Source organism: Caldithrix abyssi DSM 13497 (assembly GCF_001886815.1).
Classification (GTDB): Bacteria; Calditrichota; Calditrichia; order Calditrichales; family Calditrichaceae; genus Caldithrix; species Caldithrix abyssi.
This window is the reverse complement of record NZ_CP018099.1, coordinates 3,799,010-3,812,890: the sequence shown is the minus strand read 5'-3', so window position 1 is coordinate 3,812,890 and position 13,881 is coordinate 3,799,010. Positions and strand designations below refer to the sequence as shown.

Genomic DNA, 13,881 nt, shown 5'->3' with positions numbered 1-13,881 from the left:
ACGAGGAAAACCATGCCAGAAAAGATCATCATATTTGACACGACACTGCGCGACGGCGAACAATCGCCGGGCGCCTCGTTGAATATTGCGGAAAAAGTAGAGATTGCCCGGCAACTGGCGCGTTTAAAGGTGGATGTGATCGAAGCCGGATTTCCGGTTTCTTCACCGGCGCAATTCGAGGCGGTTAAACGCATTGCCGGCGAAGTGCCCGCTATCATAGCCGGGCTGGCCCGGGCAAAAGAAGGCGACATTAAGGCCGCTTACCAGGCGCTAAAAGAAGCGCCGCGCAAACGCATCCACACTTTTTCCAGCACTTCTGATTACCACATTCTGGGTAAATTTGGCAGCAGCCGATATGGCCAGACACTGGCAGAAAAACGTAAAACCGTAATTCAGATGTCCATCGATGCTGTTCAGTACGCCAGAACTTTTTGTGACGATGTGGAATTTTCGGCAGAAGATGCCGGGCGCACCGACATCGGTTATCTGGCGGAGGTGATTGAGGCGGCCATTGAAGCCGGCGCCACCACGGTGAACATTCCGGACACTACCGGCTACACCCTGCCGGATGAATTTGCCGAAAAGATCAGGCAGCTCAAAAAACGCGTCAAAAACATTGAACGAGCGGTTATTAGCGTGCACTGCCACAATGATCTGGGGTTGGCTGTGGCCAATTCGCTGGCGGCGGTGCAGGCAGGCGCAAGACAGGTAGAATGTACGGTTAACGGCATTGGCGAACGGGCCGGTAACGCTTCGCTGGAAGAGTTTGTAATGGCGCTGAACGTGCGTAAGGATATTTTACCCTTTTACACCGCGATCAATACGCGCGAAATTTACAACGCCAGCCGCATGGTTTCCACCTTTACCGGTTTTCCGGTACAGCCCAACAAGGCCATTGTGGGTAAAAACGCCTTTGCCCATGAATCGGGCATCCATCAGGACGGAGTATTAAAAGACCGCAACACCTACGAGATTATGAAGCCGGAAGACGTGGGCGTCTCTTCCAGTAAAATTGTGCTGGGCCGCCATTCCGGCCGACATGGTTTAAAGGCGCGACTGCAGGAGCTGGGCTATCGCCTTTCCGAAGAGAAGCTGGATCAGGTGTACAAACTCTTTGTAAAATTGGCCGACAAAAAAAAGGAAGTGTACGACGAGGATCTGCGCTCTTTGATGGGCGAAGAAGTCTATTCGGAAAAGCCCGCCTATTTGCTGGACTATTTGCATGTTTTCCTGGGCACCAGCGCCATCCCCACGGCCACCGTCCGCCTGAAAAAAGACGACCGGATCCTGGAAGAATCGGCCACTGGCGACGGGCCGGTTGACGCCGTGTTTAACGCCATCGATCGCGCTTTGCACACGCATTTTGAAGTTACCGATTACCAGGTGCGTTCGGTAACTTCGGGGCGAGACGCCCTGGGCGAGGTCTTTGTGCGCATCCAGAACGGGCTGGGGGAGGCGCACGGCCGCGGTCATTCCACCGACATCATCGAGGCCAGCGGCAAGGCGTATTTACAGGCCATTAACAATATTTTAAAACAAAGAGATACGGTAAGTTTAGAAGAAAAAACATCGGCCTGAGAGAGAAAAACGGCCCTGGTTTGGCTTTAGTCAGGAATTCTGGTTAAGGCCAGCGAGCGCCGATGAGGCGATTGGACAACGGTCAATCGTTTAACGAATAAGCAGGAGAACACTTTATGGGTATGACCATAACCGAAAAGATTCTGGCAAAATCGGCCGGCAAAAAGGAGGTGCGGCCTGGAGAGAATGTGTGGTTGAATGTGGACGTTTTGATGACGCATGATGTGTGCGGTCCGCCGACATTTCAGATTATGGAGCGGGAATTTGGAGAAAAAGCGCGCGTCTGGGACAAAGAAAAGGTGGTCATTTTTCCGGACCATTACATCTTTACGGCCGATGCGCACGCCAATCGTAATGTCAATATCTTGAGAGAATACGCGCAAAAATATCAGTTGCCCAATTACTACGATGTGGGTACAGAACGTTACAAAGGGGTTTGCCACATTGCTCTGGCCGAAGAGGGCTACGATCGCCCGGGAACGGTTTTGATCGGCACCGATTCGCATACCTGTACGGCCGGCGCCTTTGGCCTGTTTGCCACGGGCGTGGGCAATACCGATGCCGCCTTTGTGCTGGGCACGGGTAAAATCTGGGAAAAAGTACCCGAATCGATGAAATTCATCTTTGAAGGAGAAATGCCCCAATATCTGACGGCCAAAGATCTGATTTTGCAAATACTGGGCGACATAACCACCGATGGCGCCACTTACAGAGCTATGGAATTTGACGGCCACGCGGTGCACAATCTGAACATCGATGAACGCATGACTTTGACCAACATGGCGGTGGAAGCAGGGGGCATGAACGGCATTATCGCCGTGGACGAGGTGGTGCGTACCTATCTGGCGCAGAAAGATATTTTTGACTACGATGAATTTGAGAGCGATGCCGACGCTCGCTACCATTCCGTTTATCGCTACGATGTGCAAAAGATGGAACCGGTGGTGGCCATGCCCCACAGCCCGGATAATCGCGAACTGGCGCGCAATGTGGCCGGCACAAAAATTACGCGCTGCTACATTGGTTCCTGCACCGGCGGCAAGTTTACCGATTTTTACAATGTGGCTAAAATTTTACAGGGCAAAAAAGTTAAAGCGCCCACTTTTGTGGTGCCGGCCAGCACGGCTGTGGCGCGGCGTTTGCGTGAAGAATCACTGAACGGTTCAACCATCGAACAGATTTTGCTGGATGCCGGCTGCGTGATTGCGCCGTCTTCTTGCGCGGCCTGCCTGGGCGGCCCGGCGGATACGGTGGGACGATCCGTTGACGGAGATGTGGTTATTTCTACCACCAATCGAAATTTCCCGGGAAGAATGGGCAGTAAAAAATCGGAAGTTTATCTGGCATCGCCGTTGACCGTGGCCGCTTCGGCGGTTAACGGAGTGATTACCGATCCCCGGGAAATGATGGATTAATTTTCAATTATTCGCAGGAAGAGTGTATTAGTTTTTTAATTACGAATTACGAATTACGAATGAAAAATTATCATGCGCAGCGGGAGGCTGTGCCCGAATTGTGGAGGAGTTTGCAGAAAGTGGGGAAGAGTATCTAAATACAATTGAATTTGTGGGGGAAGGTGGAATGATGGCGGCAGACATTCAACCATTCAACCATTCAACCATTCAACCATTCAACTATTCAACCATTACACCATTCAACCAAACGGAGAAGACGATGCAAAAAATCATTAGAGGTAAAGTTTACGTTTTAGGCGATAACATCGACACCGATCAAATCATTCCGGCTGAACATCTGGTGTACAGTTTAAGCGATCCGAAAGAGGCCAGAATGTACGGCCATTTTGCTTTGTCCGGCGTACCGCCGGAAAAAGCCGGTTTACCACAGGGACGTATTCCATTTATCAAAGGAGACGACCACAAGTCGGAGTTTACCATTCTGGTAGCAGGCGCCAATTTTGGCTGCGGCTCATCCCGCGAACATGCGCCGTTTGCCCTGCAGGTGGCCGGCGTGCAGGCGGTGGTGGCTGAATCGTACGCGCGTATTTTTTACCGCAATTCGGTTGACGGCGGTTTTTTGGTGCCGCTGGAATCAGAGGGCAAAATCAATCAGCATTTTGAGACCGGCGAAGAAGTGGAGGTGGATATTGAACGGCAGAGTATTACGCGTTTGCGCGACGGGCAAAGGTTTAAATTGAAACATCCGGGCGATGTGCTGCCCATTATTGAAGCCGGCGGACTTTTTAAATACGCCCGCAAAACGGGAATGATCTCCTGAAGTTTTATCAAAAACAGGGAAAAATCATGAAACAATCTACAGTTATTGAACTATTCGATACAACGTTGCGCGACGGCGCCCAGGCCGAAGGCGTCAATCTTTCCATTCATGACAAGTTGCAGATTACCGAACGGCTGGACGATTTTGGCATAGATATTATAGAGGGCGGTTGGCCGGGTAGCAACCCCAAAGACGAAGCGTACTTTAAAGAGGTGCGCTCTCTGAATTTGAAACATGCTAAAATATGCGCCTTTGGCTCCACGGCGCGTTTTCCTGATAAAGTGCGAGAAGACCGCAATTTGAACATGTTGTTGGGCGCCGAGACCGAATGGATTTCTATCTTTGGCAAAACATGGCGTTTTCATTCCAGCGTAACGCTTGGGCTGACCGATGAGGAAAACGAAGCGTTAATTTACCGCTCCATTCAATTTTTAAAGGAGCAGGGCCGGCGCGTGGTGTTTGACGCCGAACATTTTTTTGACGGTTACAAAGACGATGCGGCCTTTGCCCTGCGTATGTTGCGCGCGGCGGAGCAGGCCGGCGCCGATGTGCTGGCGCTTTGCGATACTAACGGCGGTAGTTTGCCATCGGAGATTAGCGCCATCTTTAAAAAGGTTAAACAAGAATTTAAGACGCCGCTGGGTATACATGCCCATAACGATGGCGAGCTGGCCGTGGCCAACTCTCTGGCTGCAATCGAAGCGGGCGCCGTGCAGGTGCAGGGGACGATTAATGGCATTGGCGAGCGCTGCGGCAACGCCAACCTGTGCAGCGTTATTCCCAATTTGCTGCTGAAAATGGGGCTGCAGACCAGAGGACGCGTCCAATTAAAGGGGTTAACCAATCTGTCGCATTTCGTTTACGAGATGGCCAACTTAGCGCCCAATAACCGCTCGGCGTTTGTGGGCAAAAGCGCCTTTACGCACAAAGGCGGCATTCATGTTAGTTCCGTGCTAAAAGATAGTCGCATGTACGAACATATTGATCCCGCGCAGGTTGGTAATCGGCGGCATGTTTTGGTTTCCGATCTCTCCGGCCAGAGCAATATTCGCTACAAAGCGCAGGAGCTGGGAATCGACATCGCTAATGACCGACAGTTTAGTAAAAAATTGGTCCAGTATATAAAAAATCTGGAATATCAGGGCTTCCAATTTGACGGGGCAGAGGCTTCCTTCGAATTATTACTGCGTTCGGAGCTGAATACCTACAGCCCCTTCTTTGAAATTATCTACGCCAAAATCAATGTTATGCTGGATAAAGAGGAGACGGATTATTCCGAGGCGGTTTTAAAGGTAAAGGTGGAAGAGGAAATTGAACATACGGCATCTGACGGAAACGGGCCCGTGAATGCGCTGGATAATGCGCTGCGCAAGGCGATTGTCCGTTTTTACCCGGAAATTGCCGGCACGCAACTGGTTGATTACAAAGTGCGCGTGTTAGGCGAAAAAGACGGAACAGGCGCCCGTGTGCGTGTGCTGGTAGAAACCAGCGACGGCCAGAATAGCTGGGCCACGGTTGGCGTTTCGCACAACATCATTAAAGCCAGCCTGCAGGCATTAACCGATAGCATCAATTACAAAATTTTTCAAACGCGTAGAGAGAGGCAAATGGCCGGGCAATCGGAATCAATTAGTTAGAATACTTCCTTTAAAAAATGTAATGCATTAGCGTGCGAAGATTTTTGTGCCGCCGGGGTGGGTGAATGGTTGAATAGTTGCCGGCTTGTCATTCCTTTCCTCGCATTGGCATGAAACTGGCCAACGCAGGAATCACTTACACCGTTGGGAATAACTCCCAACGCTCAATTTCTCCCTCACCCGGACTTTTATTCCGGATGAGGGCAATTGAAACTATTTTTAATTTTAACATTCTTTGCGCCGTTTGCGACTTCTCTGGGCTTTTTGTGGTTGCTTAATCTCTGCAAAAATATTTTTGGTTGAGGTTTTGCTGCCTCTAAATAATAAAGGTCATGGGGATTTTAATTCTTTTTAAATCAAAGTTTTGTAAAGACCTGTTCCAGCGGTAGACTGAAATTCTTTAACAGATGTGAATGAATCGTCTGATTCTTTTCGGCGCGCTGGTGCAGGTGAAATTTTTGATCTTTTAAAATGTAAACTTCAATCCATTTCAGTTTGGGATCGGCCAGCCAGTATTCCTGCACCTTGTAGCGTTCGTACAGAGCCTTTTTTTCTATCAGGTCGTAATAAGCGCTATTGGGAGAGAGCACTTCAATGATCAAATCGGGTGCGCCTTTGATCAAATCTTCGGTAATGATGTGCGACCGGTTTTTAGAAATGAAGAAAATATCGGGTTGCAGTACGTTCTGTTCGTCGAAATAGACATCGCACGGAGCGTCCAGTACAAGGCCCAAATCTTTTTCTTCAACAAACTTTCGTAAAAATTTTTCAATATTACTTTTTACAATCTGGTGAATGACCTTTGGCGCGGGTGTCATGATCAGTTCTCCCTCAATCAACTGGTAACGGAAGTCGTCGGGCGGTAGGTTTAAATAATCCTGGTAGGTTAAATTTTTGTTTTTTGCCTGATATTTTTCGGCAGTTTCTTTTATGCGCATGGCTATTGCCCTTTATGTACCTTTGCACAATTTAATTCAAAAAAAGGCGGAAGTAAATAATTAATAAAGAATGGATAAACCAGAATCAGGAAATGGTTTGTGGACTACGGTTCCCGGATTAGCTTCCTGTCAAGACAAAATTAAAAAGGCAGACGATCAGCAGCCTGCCTTTTTGTAAGAGAGCCACCGACAGGATTTGAACCTGCGACCCACTGATTACGAATCAGTTGCTCTACCAGCTGAGCTACGGTGGCTTAATGTTTACAGGTTGCCAAATTTAAGATAAAATTTTGCTTTTTGCAAGACGTTTTGCAAAACGTTGGCCATTTTTCGAATCCGCCTTGGCGCTTTAGCGAACCGGCCCCTGGATGCGTGTAACGTCGCTTCTGCACGCGTCGCATTGACAGAGCTGGTACAGATAGTCGTAGGCGTACATTCCCAGGTTATGCCCATCGCTAAATTCAATGCCGATGGCGTAGCGGCCAATCATCTTAAATTCTTTGAATCTGACTTTGCGGCTTATTTGGGCTAATTCTTTGTGATCCGTAGATTCGGGATCGCTTTTTCTGGCCTTTTCGCAAATGGCGCATGGACAGTTAAAACGCAGGTTTTCGGCAAAATAGACCGCGGCGTGTCCGTCATTCCAGCGGATGGTCAGCGATTGGTCATTAACCAGAACAACTTCTGTGGGTTGCAGCATTTTTTTCGTTCCTTGCTTTGAACCTTAAAATTTTTCCGAGGGCGGATAAACAGAAAAAATTTAAGGCCCTCAATTAAAAAACAATCTCGTTTCGCGGCCTTTCCACGAAACGAGATTCATCTTTACAACGCTTACATTCTTATACTTGCTTATTTGCTCTTCTCCGCCCAGATATTCGCCAGGTGCACAATGGTTTCCACCGCTTTTTCCATATCGCGAATGCAGATCCACTCCTTTTTACTGTGGAAATTGTGTCCGCCGGTAAACACGTTGGGCGTTAACAAGCCCATGTAAGAGAGGCGAGCGCCGTCGGTGCCGCCGCGAATTAAGCCCTGTTTGGGTTGTAAACCGGCTCTTTTAACCGCTTCGATGGCATATTCCACCACTTTGGGGTCTTCATCGATTTTGTATTTCATATTGCGGTATGATTCTTCAACGGTTAGCGTGGCGCTTGCCGGCGCATATTTTTTATTCATCTCGTCGCACAATTTCTGCAAAAACTCTTCTTTCTCTTTCAGGCCTTCTACCGTAAAATCGCGTACCAGAAAAATGATTTCAGTCAGTTCAACGCCGCCTTTAATAGCGTGCGGATGCAGGTAGCCTTCGCGGCCTTCGGTGGTTTCCGGCGACATGCTGTCTTTGGGCAGGCGTTCGATTATTTCGGCGGCGATTTTAATGCCGTTGATCAATTTGCCCTTGGCGTAGCCCGGGTGAACGTTAACGCCTTTGATGGTTATTTTGGCGGTGTCGGCGCAAAAGGTTTCATCTTCAATTTCGCCGGCCGATTCACCGTCGATGGTGTAAGCGTAATCTGCGCCAAACTTTTTAACGTCAAAATATTTGGTGCCGGTACCCACTTCTTCGTCAACCGTAAAAGCCACGCGAATCTTGCCGTGTTTGATGTCCGGGTTTTCGATCAAATATTGTAAGGCGCCCATGATTTCGGCAATGCCTGCCTTGTTGTCGGCGCCGAGCAAGGTGGTGCCGTCGGAAGTAATGATGTCCTGCCCGATGCATTCTTTTAAGGCCTTATCTGTTTCAGGCTTCAAAACCTGTTCCGGATCGCCGGGCAGAACAATGTCTCCGCCCTGATAATTCTCGTGAATAATCGGTTTTACGTTGGCGCCGCTCACCTCGGGAGAGGTATCCATGTGGGCAATTAAACCGATGGTTGGCACAGGGTAATCCACATTGGCCGGGAGAGTGGCAAACACGTAGCCGTGTTCATCCATTTCCACATCCTGCAAGCCCATCTCGGTCAATTCTTTAACCAGATAGCGGCCAAGCTCTTTTTGCTTTTCCGTGCTCGGGTAGGTCTCCGATTCTTCGCTCGACTGCGTATCAAATTTAACGTAGTTTAAAAAACGGTCTAAAAACAAACGACGTTCGATTGGTTTCATAGCGTTCACCTCGTCAGTTAATTAATGGTTTCTGTTAAAGAAAAAAATTTAATAAACAAAGTAACTTGTTCCAAACCAAAAAGTTCATTTTTAGCTCAGGCGCATTTTTTTAAGCTAAAATGCGCCCCAAAAGATTTAGCTTTTTTTCAATTTTCTGTGAAGTGTTTGTTAGAAAGCGTGGGTAGTTTGGTCTTGCAGTTAAGAACACAACTAAATTTTTAGGAGGATTTATGAGACATTTACTTCGTGCATCGCTGATGGTTTTAGCGCTGGCTTTGGTTTGGGCTTGCAATCAGGAACCGGCAGGAGTTACTTCGCAAACTTTAGAGCAGACCGGCAGTGTCGAGCCTGATCGTTCGGGACGTTTTACGCCGCCCGATTTAATCAACACTGAATTTGAGTTTGAGATTACCATCGAAAACTTGACCCCGGCCACCGGCGACGGCGCAAGTCAGCCATTTTCACCGCTGCTTTTAACCACGCATACGCCGCTTTTTCACCTGTTTCGCGTGGGTGATTACGCTTCAGAAGAACTGGCCCAGATAGCCCAGGATGCCGTAAGCGGCCCCATGGTGGAACAGTTAAATCAGTCTCCGCAGGTGTTTGACGTGGCGCAGGGCGACGGCGTCATTTTACCGGGCGGGAAAAGTACGGTGCGCATTAAAGCCAAGCCTGGCTTTCACAAATTGTCTGCGGTTACCATGTTGGTCAACACCAACGACGCCTTTGCCGGACTGGACGCCGTTCGTTTGCCCCGCTTTGGCACCGCAGTGTACTATCTAAAGGCCTACGACGCTGGTTCGGAAAAGAACACCGAGCTGGCCGCACACATTCCAGGGCCGTGCTGCGGTAATCCTTTTAAAGGAATCCCAACGCACGAACGAATCAAACCGCACAAAGGTATTAAAGGAATCGGAGACCTGGATCCGGCCGTTTACGGCTGGCAGCAGCCTGTGGCCAAATTGACCATTCGCATGGTTCAATAGTTTAGCCTGAAGCGAATGGTTTGCCGCTGGCAAATCGTTCGCTTTTTTTACTTATGGGAATAAAATTTTTGCACAAAGCATTTACCATTAAAAAAAACGAAGGTGCAACCATGGGCGAAACCAATAAGATTCTAATCATTGAAGACGATCCCAAAATTGTCAATTTACTGGAAATTCACCTGAGCGATCTGGGCTTTATGGTAGAGACGGCTATTGACGGACAGAGCGGTCTGGAAAAGGCGCTGGAGAACTCTTACAAAATGATCGTACTTGATTTGATGTTGCCTGAATTAGATGGTATTGAAGTGTGTCGTCGAATCCGTCAGGAGAACCGATTTACGCCCATTTTAATGTTAACGGCCAGGTCGGAAGAATTTGATAAGGTGCTTGGACTGGAAATTGGCGCAGATGATTACATTACCAAACCTTTTAGTGTTCGGGAATTTATTGCCCGCGTAAAAGTGATTTTAAGACGCATTGAGGTGGAAAAAGAAAAGAACTCAGACGATAAGAATCAGACCTTAATTGAACTGGGCAACCTGCTGATAGATACCGAGCAGCACAAAGTGATTTTAGATGGACGTCCCCTTGAGTTGACCGCCAAAGAATTTGACCTGCTGGTACTGTTTGCTCGCCATCCTGGCAAAATTTACAACCGTGAAACCCTGCTGGAGTTGGTGTGGGGGTATCATTACGAGGGCTACGAACACACCGTTAATTCGCACATCAATCGATTACGCAACAAAATCGAAAGCGACCCTACCAAACCCAAATTCATTAAAACCCTGTGGGGGGTGGGCTACCGCTTCGAAATTCCTGAGGAAATAACTTCATGAAATCATTTTTCAATTCGTTTTACGTTCGGCTTTCGGCCGTATTTTTGATTTTGCTGGTCATTCTGGGTGGGCTACAAATTGGTTTTACATTGCAAACATGGAATAAATATCATAAAGAAGCCGATCAGCGTTTAAATTTGAATTTAGCCTCCGACATGGCGCGAGAGCTGGAACCGCTGCTAAAAGATAGTAGCGATATTGCCAATATTGGGCACACCATTCATTACATGATGGTGCTCAATCCTAAAATTGAAATTTACCTGCTGGATGAACAGGGAAAAATTTTAGCCTTTTTTGCCGATCCGCAAAAAAAAGTAAAAGCCCGTTACGTTTCGCTGGAACCTATTCAACAATTTTTGGCAGGTTCGTACCACAGCCCGATTTTAGGTGAGGACCCACGTCATCCAGGTGTGATGAAGCCCTTTTCAGCAGCCCCTCTCAAAATCGGGAAAAATATAAACGGCTTTCTGTACATCATTCTGGGGGGGGAACTGTACGATTCGGCCATTAACACCATTCGCGAAAGCTATTTGACGCAAACCATCATTAAAGGGCTGGTGGTCACCTTGGTTTTTACCGCTTTTATTGGTTTGCTTTTATTTTTCTTTTTAACCAAGCGCCTGCACCAGATGAATGAAGTGGTTAAAAGTTTTGAAAACGGCCAGTTAGATCAACGCATTAAAACCAGCGCCAGGGATGAATTGGGTCAGTTAGCCCATTCTTTTAACCGCATGGCTGAAAAGATTGTGGCCAATATTGAAGAACTGAAAAATACCGATCGCCTGCGACGTGAATTGATTGCCAATATTTCGCACGATTTACGAACGCCGCTGGCTTCCATTCGCGGCTACCTGGAAACCATTCAAATGAAAAGCGAACACCTGACCAACGAAGAATACGAAGAATACTTGCGAATTATTTCGGAAACCGCCGAAGGCATGCAGGGACTGGTCGAGCAGTTGTTTGAACTTTCTAAATTAGAGGCCAGGCAAATTAAACCGCATTTTGAGCCATTCTCCATTAAAGACCTGATTTACGACGTGGCGATGAAATTCCAACACGTGGCCGAAAAGAAACGCATGGCTATTAAAATTTCCGCGCCAGATGGTTTGCCGCAGGTTTATGCGGATCTTAGGCTCATGGAACGAGCTCTGACCAATTTGGTGGAAAACGCAGTGAACTACACTCCGCCTGGCGGCGCCGTGATCATTTGCGCTTCCAGGCAAAACGAACAGGTATTAATTGAAATTATGGACACTGGCCGGGGTATTGCCCCTGAAGACCTGCCCCTGGTGTTTGAACGCTTTTTCCGTGGTCGAAAAGTGCATGGTGAAAATGCCAATGGTTCAGGCCTGGGCCTGGCTATTACCAAAAAGATTATTGAGCTGCATCAAAGTAACATTACTGTGGAGAGCAAACTCAACGAGGGAAGTAAATTTTATTTTGGTTTACAAGTATGGCAGGGAAGTTAGAGGCAGATTATTCTAATTTTAACAAAGGGAAACTCAGCTCAAAAATGGTGCCTCTAGGTTGGTTGTCTCTAACTTGAATGCTCCCATCTATCTGTTTAACCACGCTTTGCACCAGGCTCAGCCCCAACCCGAACCCTTTTTGATGGTTAGCTTTATCGCTTCGATAAAAGCGTTCAAAAATACGCTCTTTCTCTTCGTCCGGGATGCCAATGCCTTGATCAATAACCTGAATCTTTAAGATCGAGCCCACTTTAAAAATTTTTACGATAACCTCGCTGTTCTCATCGGAGTATTTTAAAGCGTTGTCAATCAGGTTTTGTAAGGCCATTAAGAAATATTCTGGATTCCCTTTGAGAAAAAAATTGCCCCTTTGAATTTTGAAGGTTACGCGTTGCGTGTAATGATTTTTTATGAATTGAATGACTTTTTTAAGAGAGATGATGGATAAAGGTACGGATTGGATGTTGTCATTGCGAGAAATAATTAACAGCGTATTAATGATGCGGATCATCCGATCGGTTTGTTGGATTAACACGTTAAAGCTGTTGACACAGTCGGGATTGGTGTGTTCACGGCGCGTCAGAAGTTCCAATTCGGTTTTCATAACCGTAAGCGGCGACAACAACTGATGGGCGGCGTTGTCTGTAAACTGAGCGATTTGTTTAATCTGATTTTCCAGTCGATCAAATAAATGATTGAGCGTGTCGCGCAGTTGTCCTATCTCGTCAGAGGGATCGGCTTCATAATCAATGCGTTTTGAAAGATCAGTGGCCGAAATGTGTTTGGTAATCTGAATAATCTTACGGATGGGCGCCAGGTACTGGTGAGCGTTCATAAAGGAAATGCCCAATATAACCAACAAAACAAGAGGGAAGGTCAGGATATCAAAAAACAGAATGTCGGTAAAAACTTTCTTCCCTGCCGATTTGAGAGTAGAAAGCTGGATATATCCATATACTTTGTTGTCTTTTTTAATAGGCGCGTAACAGGTGCGTAAAGAGTAGTGCTCGACAGAATGATTGACAAAGGTTAACGTGTCAATATTTATAGGAAGATGTATCGGGATATCCGATAGATATTTGAGATTGGGGCTCTGAAAGAGGACGTGACCAGATTTATTCAGAATTCGCAAAAAGTATGGCTTTTCGGTTATCTCGCGCAAACCGCGTTCCTGCAACTCCTCTTTATTTTTAAAATAAATGGAGTCGTTTTCAACTCCCAGTGCAATATGAAAATGGTCGATTTCATGGATCAGTCCGTTGTCGATTTCCTTTTCCAGGTGACGGTTAAGCAGAAAAAGGAAAAAGACATTAAACACCACGTAAAAAATGAGCATGGTAAAAGTATTGAATAAAATAATTCGCCGACTACTGTGAGAAAAATATTTAATCATCGATGAAGGTGTATCCTTCTCCATAAACGGTCTTGATATGATGGCAATCGGTAATTTCTGCAAGTTTTTTTCTTAGATTCTTGATCGTCGCTTCAATGAAATTGGTCGTTGGTAAAAAGTTTAAATTCCAGATATCTCTGGCAATTTGATCGCGCGTGATGATGGAGTTTTTACGTTGTATAAAATAATAAAACAACTCGAACTCTTTTTCAGATAGTTTAGTCTTCCCTTTAGGCGAGTGGATTTCATGATTGACCACATTCAAAATGCAGCTGCCGAATTTCAAAACTTCTTTGCTGCTTTGAACGCGGCGTAAAACAGCGTTTATACGGGCGATTAGTTCTTTAAAAGCAAACGGCTTGGTAATGTAATCGTCGGCGCCCGCGTTTAACGCTTCCACCTTGTTGGAAATATCGTTCAGGGCTGTTAAGAGAATGATCGGTATTTTATTTTCCTGGGCGCGTAATGTTTTACAAACCTCGAAGCCGCTTGCTCTGGGCATTCTCCAATCTAATAAAAGAAGATCGATGGTCTTATTTTGTTCCAGAAAGTCCAGAACAGCCTGTCCATCGTACACCACCGAAGCGGTGTAGCCCTCCGCTTCAAAACTTCTACGCAACGAATGCGCCAGACTTTGCTCATCCTCTGCTATTAAAATGTGCATAGCGTCTTCTCGTTAATTTCATTTTATGTTCTATTATAAAAA

12 protein-coding genes and 1 tRNA gene are annotated in these 13,881 nt (G+C 46.8%); 7 read left to right on the top strand and 6 right to left on the bottom strand.

What is annotated here, in order from left to right:
- Positions 1-12 precede the first annotated feature (12 nt).
- The 4 genes from Cabys_RS14940 to cimA all read left to right on the top strand — a co-directional run bounded on the left by Cabys_RS14940 (position 13) and on the right by cimA (position 5,450).
- On the top strand, positions 13-1,578 hold the full coding sequence (locus Cabys_RS14940; RefSeq protein ID WP_006926954.1) for a 2-isopropylmalate synthase: 1,566 nt from the start codon (positions 13-15) through the stop codon (positions 1,576-1,578).
- Between the two features lie 116 nt (positions 1,579-1,694).
- On the top strand, positions 1,695-2,993 hold the full coding sequence (locus tag Cabys_RS14935; RefSeq protein WP_006926953.1) for a 3-isopropylmalate dehydratase large subunit: 1,299 nt from the start codon (positions 1,695-1,697) through the stop codon (positions 2,991-2,993).
- A 259-nt stretch (positions 2,994-3,252) separates the two neighbouring features.
- The gene (locus Cabys_RS14930; RefSeq protein WP_006926952.1) at positions 3,253-3,813 is read left to right on the top strand and encodes a LeuD/DmdB family oxidoreductase small subunit; all 561 of its coding nucleotides are present in this window, start codon (positions 3,253-3,255) and stop codon (positions 3,811-3,813) included.
- Positions 3,814-3,839: 26 nt separating this feature from the next.
- Positions 3,840-5,450: a citramalate synthase gene (cimA, locus tag Cabys_RS14925; RefSeq protein WP_006926951.1), complete on the top strand. Its 1,611-nt coding sequence runs from the start codon at positions 3,840-3,842 to the stop codon at positions 5,448-5,450.
- A 356-nt stretch (positions 5,451-5,806) separates the two neighbouring features.
- On the opposite strand, the gene Cabys_RS14920 is transcribed toward cimA, so the two are convergent.
- The 4 genes from Cabys_RS14920 to pepT all read right to left on the bottom strand — a co-directional run bounded on the left by Cabys_RS14920 (position 5,807) and on the right by pepT (position 8,488).
- On the bottom strand, positions 5,807-6,388 hold the full coding sequence (locus Cabys_RS14920; RefSeq protein WP_006926950.1) for a Uma2 family endonuclease: 582 nt from the start codon (positions 6,386-6,388) through the stop codon (positions 5,807-5,809).
- Between the two features lie 181 nt (positions 6,389-6,569).
- A tRNA-Thr gene (locus Cabys_RS14915) sits at positions 6,570-6,642 on the bottom strand.
- Positions 6,643-6,737: 95 nt separating this feature from the next.
- Entirely contained in the window at positions 6,738-7,088 is a 351-nt protein-coding gene (locus Cabys_RS14910) for a gamma-butyrobetaine hydroxylase family protein (protein ID WP_006926949.1), read from the bottom strand.
- A 149-nt stretch (positions 7,089-7,237) separates the two neighbouring features.
- Positions 7,238-8,488 carry a peptidase T gene (pepT, locus tag Cabys_RS14905; protein WP_006926948.1) on the bottom strand — a complete coding sequence of 417 codons (1,251 nt, stop codon included), beginning with the start codon at positions 8,486-8,488 and terminating at the stop codon, positions 7,238-7,240.
- Between the two features lie 230 nt (positions 8,489-8,718).
- On the opposite strand from pepT, the gene Cabys_RS14900 reads away from it, so the two are divergent.
- The 3 genes from Cabys_RS14900 (at position 8,719) to Cabys_RS14890 (ending at position 11,782) form a co-directional block, all read left to right on the top strand.
- Entirely contained in the window at positions 8,719-9,474 is a 756-nt protein-coding gene (locus Cabys_RS14900; protein ID WP_006926947.1) for a spondin domain-containing protein, read from the top strand.
- A 110-nt stretch (positions 9,475-9,584) separates the two neighbouring features.
- Positions 9,585-10,310 (top strand): response regulator transcription factor, encoded by a 726-nt coding sequence (locus Cabys_RS14895; protein WP_006926946.1) that lies wholly within the window; start codon positions 9,585-9,587, stop codon positions 10,308-10,310.
- The gene (locus Cabys_RS14890) at positions 10,307-11,782 is read left to right on the top strand and encodes a sensor histidine kinase (protein ID WP_006926945.1); all 1,476 of its coding nucleotides are present in this window, start codon (positions 10,307-10,309) and stop codon (positions 11,780-11,782) included. Before Cabys_RS14895 ends, Cabys_RS14890 begins: the two co-directional genes overlap by 4 nt.
- 7 nt (positions 11,783-11,789) lie before the next feature.
- Here the strand turns inward: Cabys_RS14890 and Cabys_RS14885 are convergent, their stop codons facing one another.
- On the bottom strand, positions 11,790-13,175 hold the full coding sequence (locus tag Cabys_RS14885; RefSeq protein ID WP_006926944.1) for a sensor histidine kinase: 1,386 nt from the start codon (positions 13,173-13,175) through the stop codon (positions 11,790-11,792).
- Positions 13,168-13,839, bottom strand: a complete 672-nt coding sequence (locus Cabys_RS14880; RefSeq protein ID WP_006926943.1) for a response regulator transcription factor — start codon at positions 13,837-13,839, stop codon at positions 13,168-13,170. The genes Cabys_RS14885 and Cabys_RS14880 overlap by 8 nt, the downstream gene beginning before the upstream one ends.
- Positions 13,840-13,881 lie beyond the last annotated feature (42 nt).

Excerpts from the sequence above, each read along its gene's own strand:
- Cabys_RS14940 (WP_006926954.1), top strand. The coding sequence starts at position 13 with ATGCCAGAAAAGATCATCATATTTGACACGACACTGCGCGACGGCGAA.
- Cabys_RS14935 (WP_006926953.1), top strand. The coding sequence starts at position 1,695 with ATGGGTATGACCATAACCGAAAAGATTCTGGCAAAATCGGCCGGCAAA.
- Cabys_RS14930 (WP_006926952.1), top strand. The coding sequence starts at position 3,253 with ATGCAAAAAATCATTAGAGGTAAAGTTTACGTTTTAGGCGATAACATC.
- cimA (WP_006926951.1), top strand. The coding sequence starts at position 3,840 with ATGAAACAATCTACAGTTATTGAACTATTCGATACAACGTTGCGCGAC.
- Cabys_RS14920 (WP_006926950.1), bottom strand. The coding sequence starts at position 6,388 with ATGCGCATAAAAGAAACTGCCGAAAAATATCAGGCAAAAAACAAAAAT.
- Cabys_RS14910 (WP_006926949.1), bottom strand. The coding sequence starts at position 7,088 with ATGCTGCAACCCACAGAAGTTGTTCTGGTTAATGACCAATCGCTGACC.
- pepT (WP_006926948.1), bottom strand. The coding sequence starts at position 8,488 with ATGAAACCAATCGAACGTCGTTTGTTTTTAGACCGTTTTTTAAACTAC.
- Cabys_RS14900 (WP_006926947.1), top strand. The coding sequence starts at position 8,719 with ATGAGACATTTACTTCGTGCATCGCTGATGGTTTTAGCGCTGGCTTTG.
- Cabys_RS14895 (WP_006926946.1), top strand. The coding sequence starts at position 9,585 with ATGGGCGAAACCAATAAGATTCTAATCATTGAAGACGATCCCAAAATT.
- Cabys_RS14890 (WP_006926945.1), top strand. The coding sequence starts at position 10,307 with ATGAAATCATTTTTCAATTCGTTTTACGTTCGGCTTTCGGCCGTATTT.
- Cabys_RS14885 (WP_006926944.1), bottom strand. The coding sequence starts at position 13,175 with ATGATTAAATATTTTTCTCACAGTAGTCGGCGAATTATTTTATTCAAT.
- Cabys_RS14880 (WP_006926943.1), bottom strand. The coding sequence starts at position 13,839 with ATGCACATTTTAATAGCAGAGGATGAGCAAAGTCTGGCGCATTCGTTG.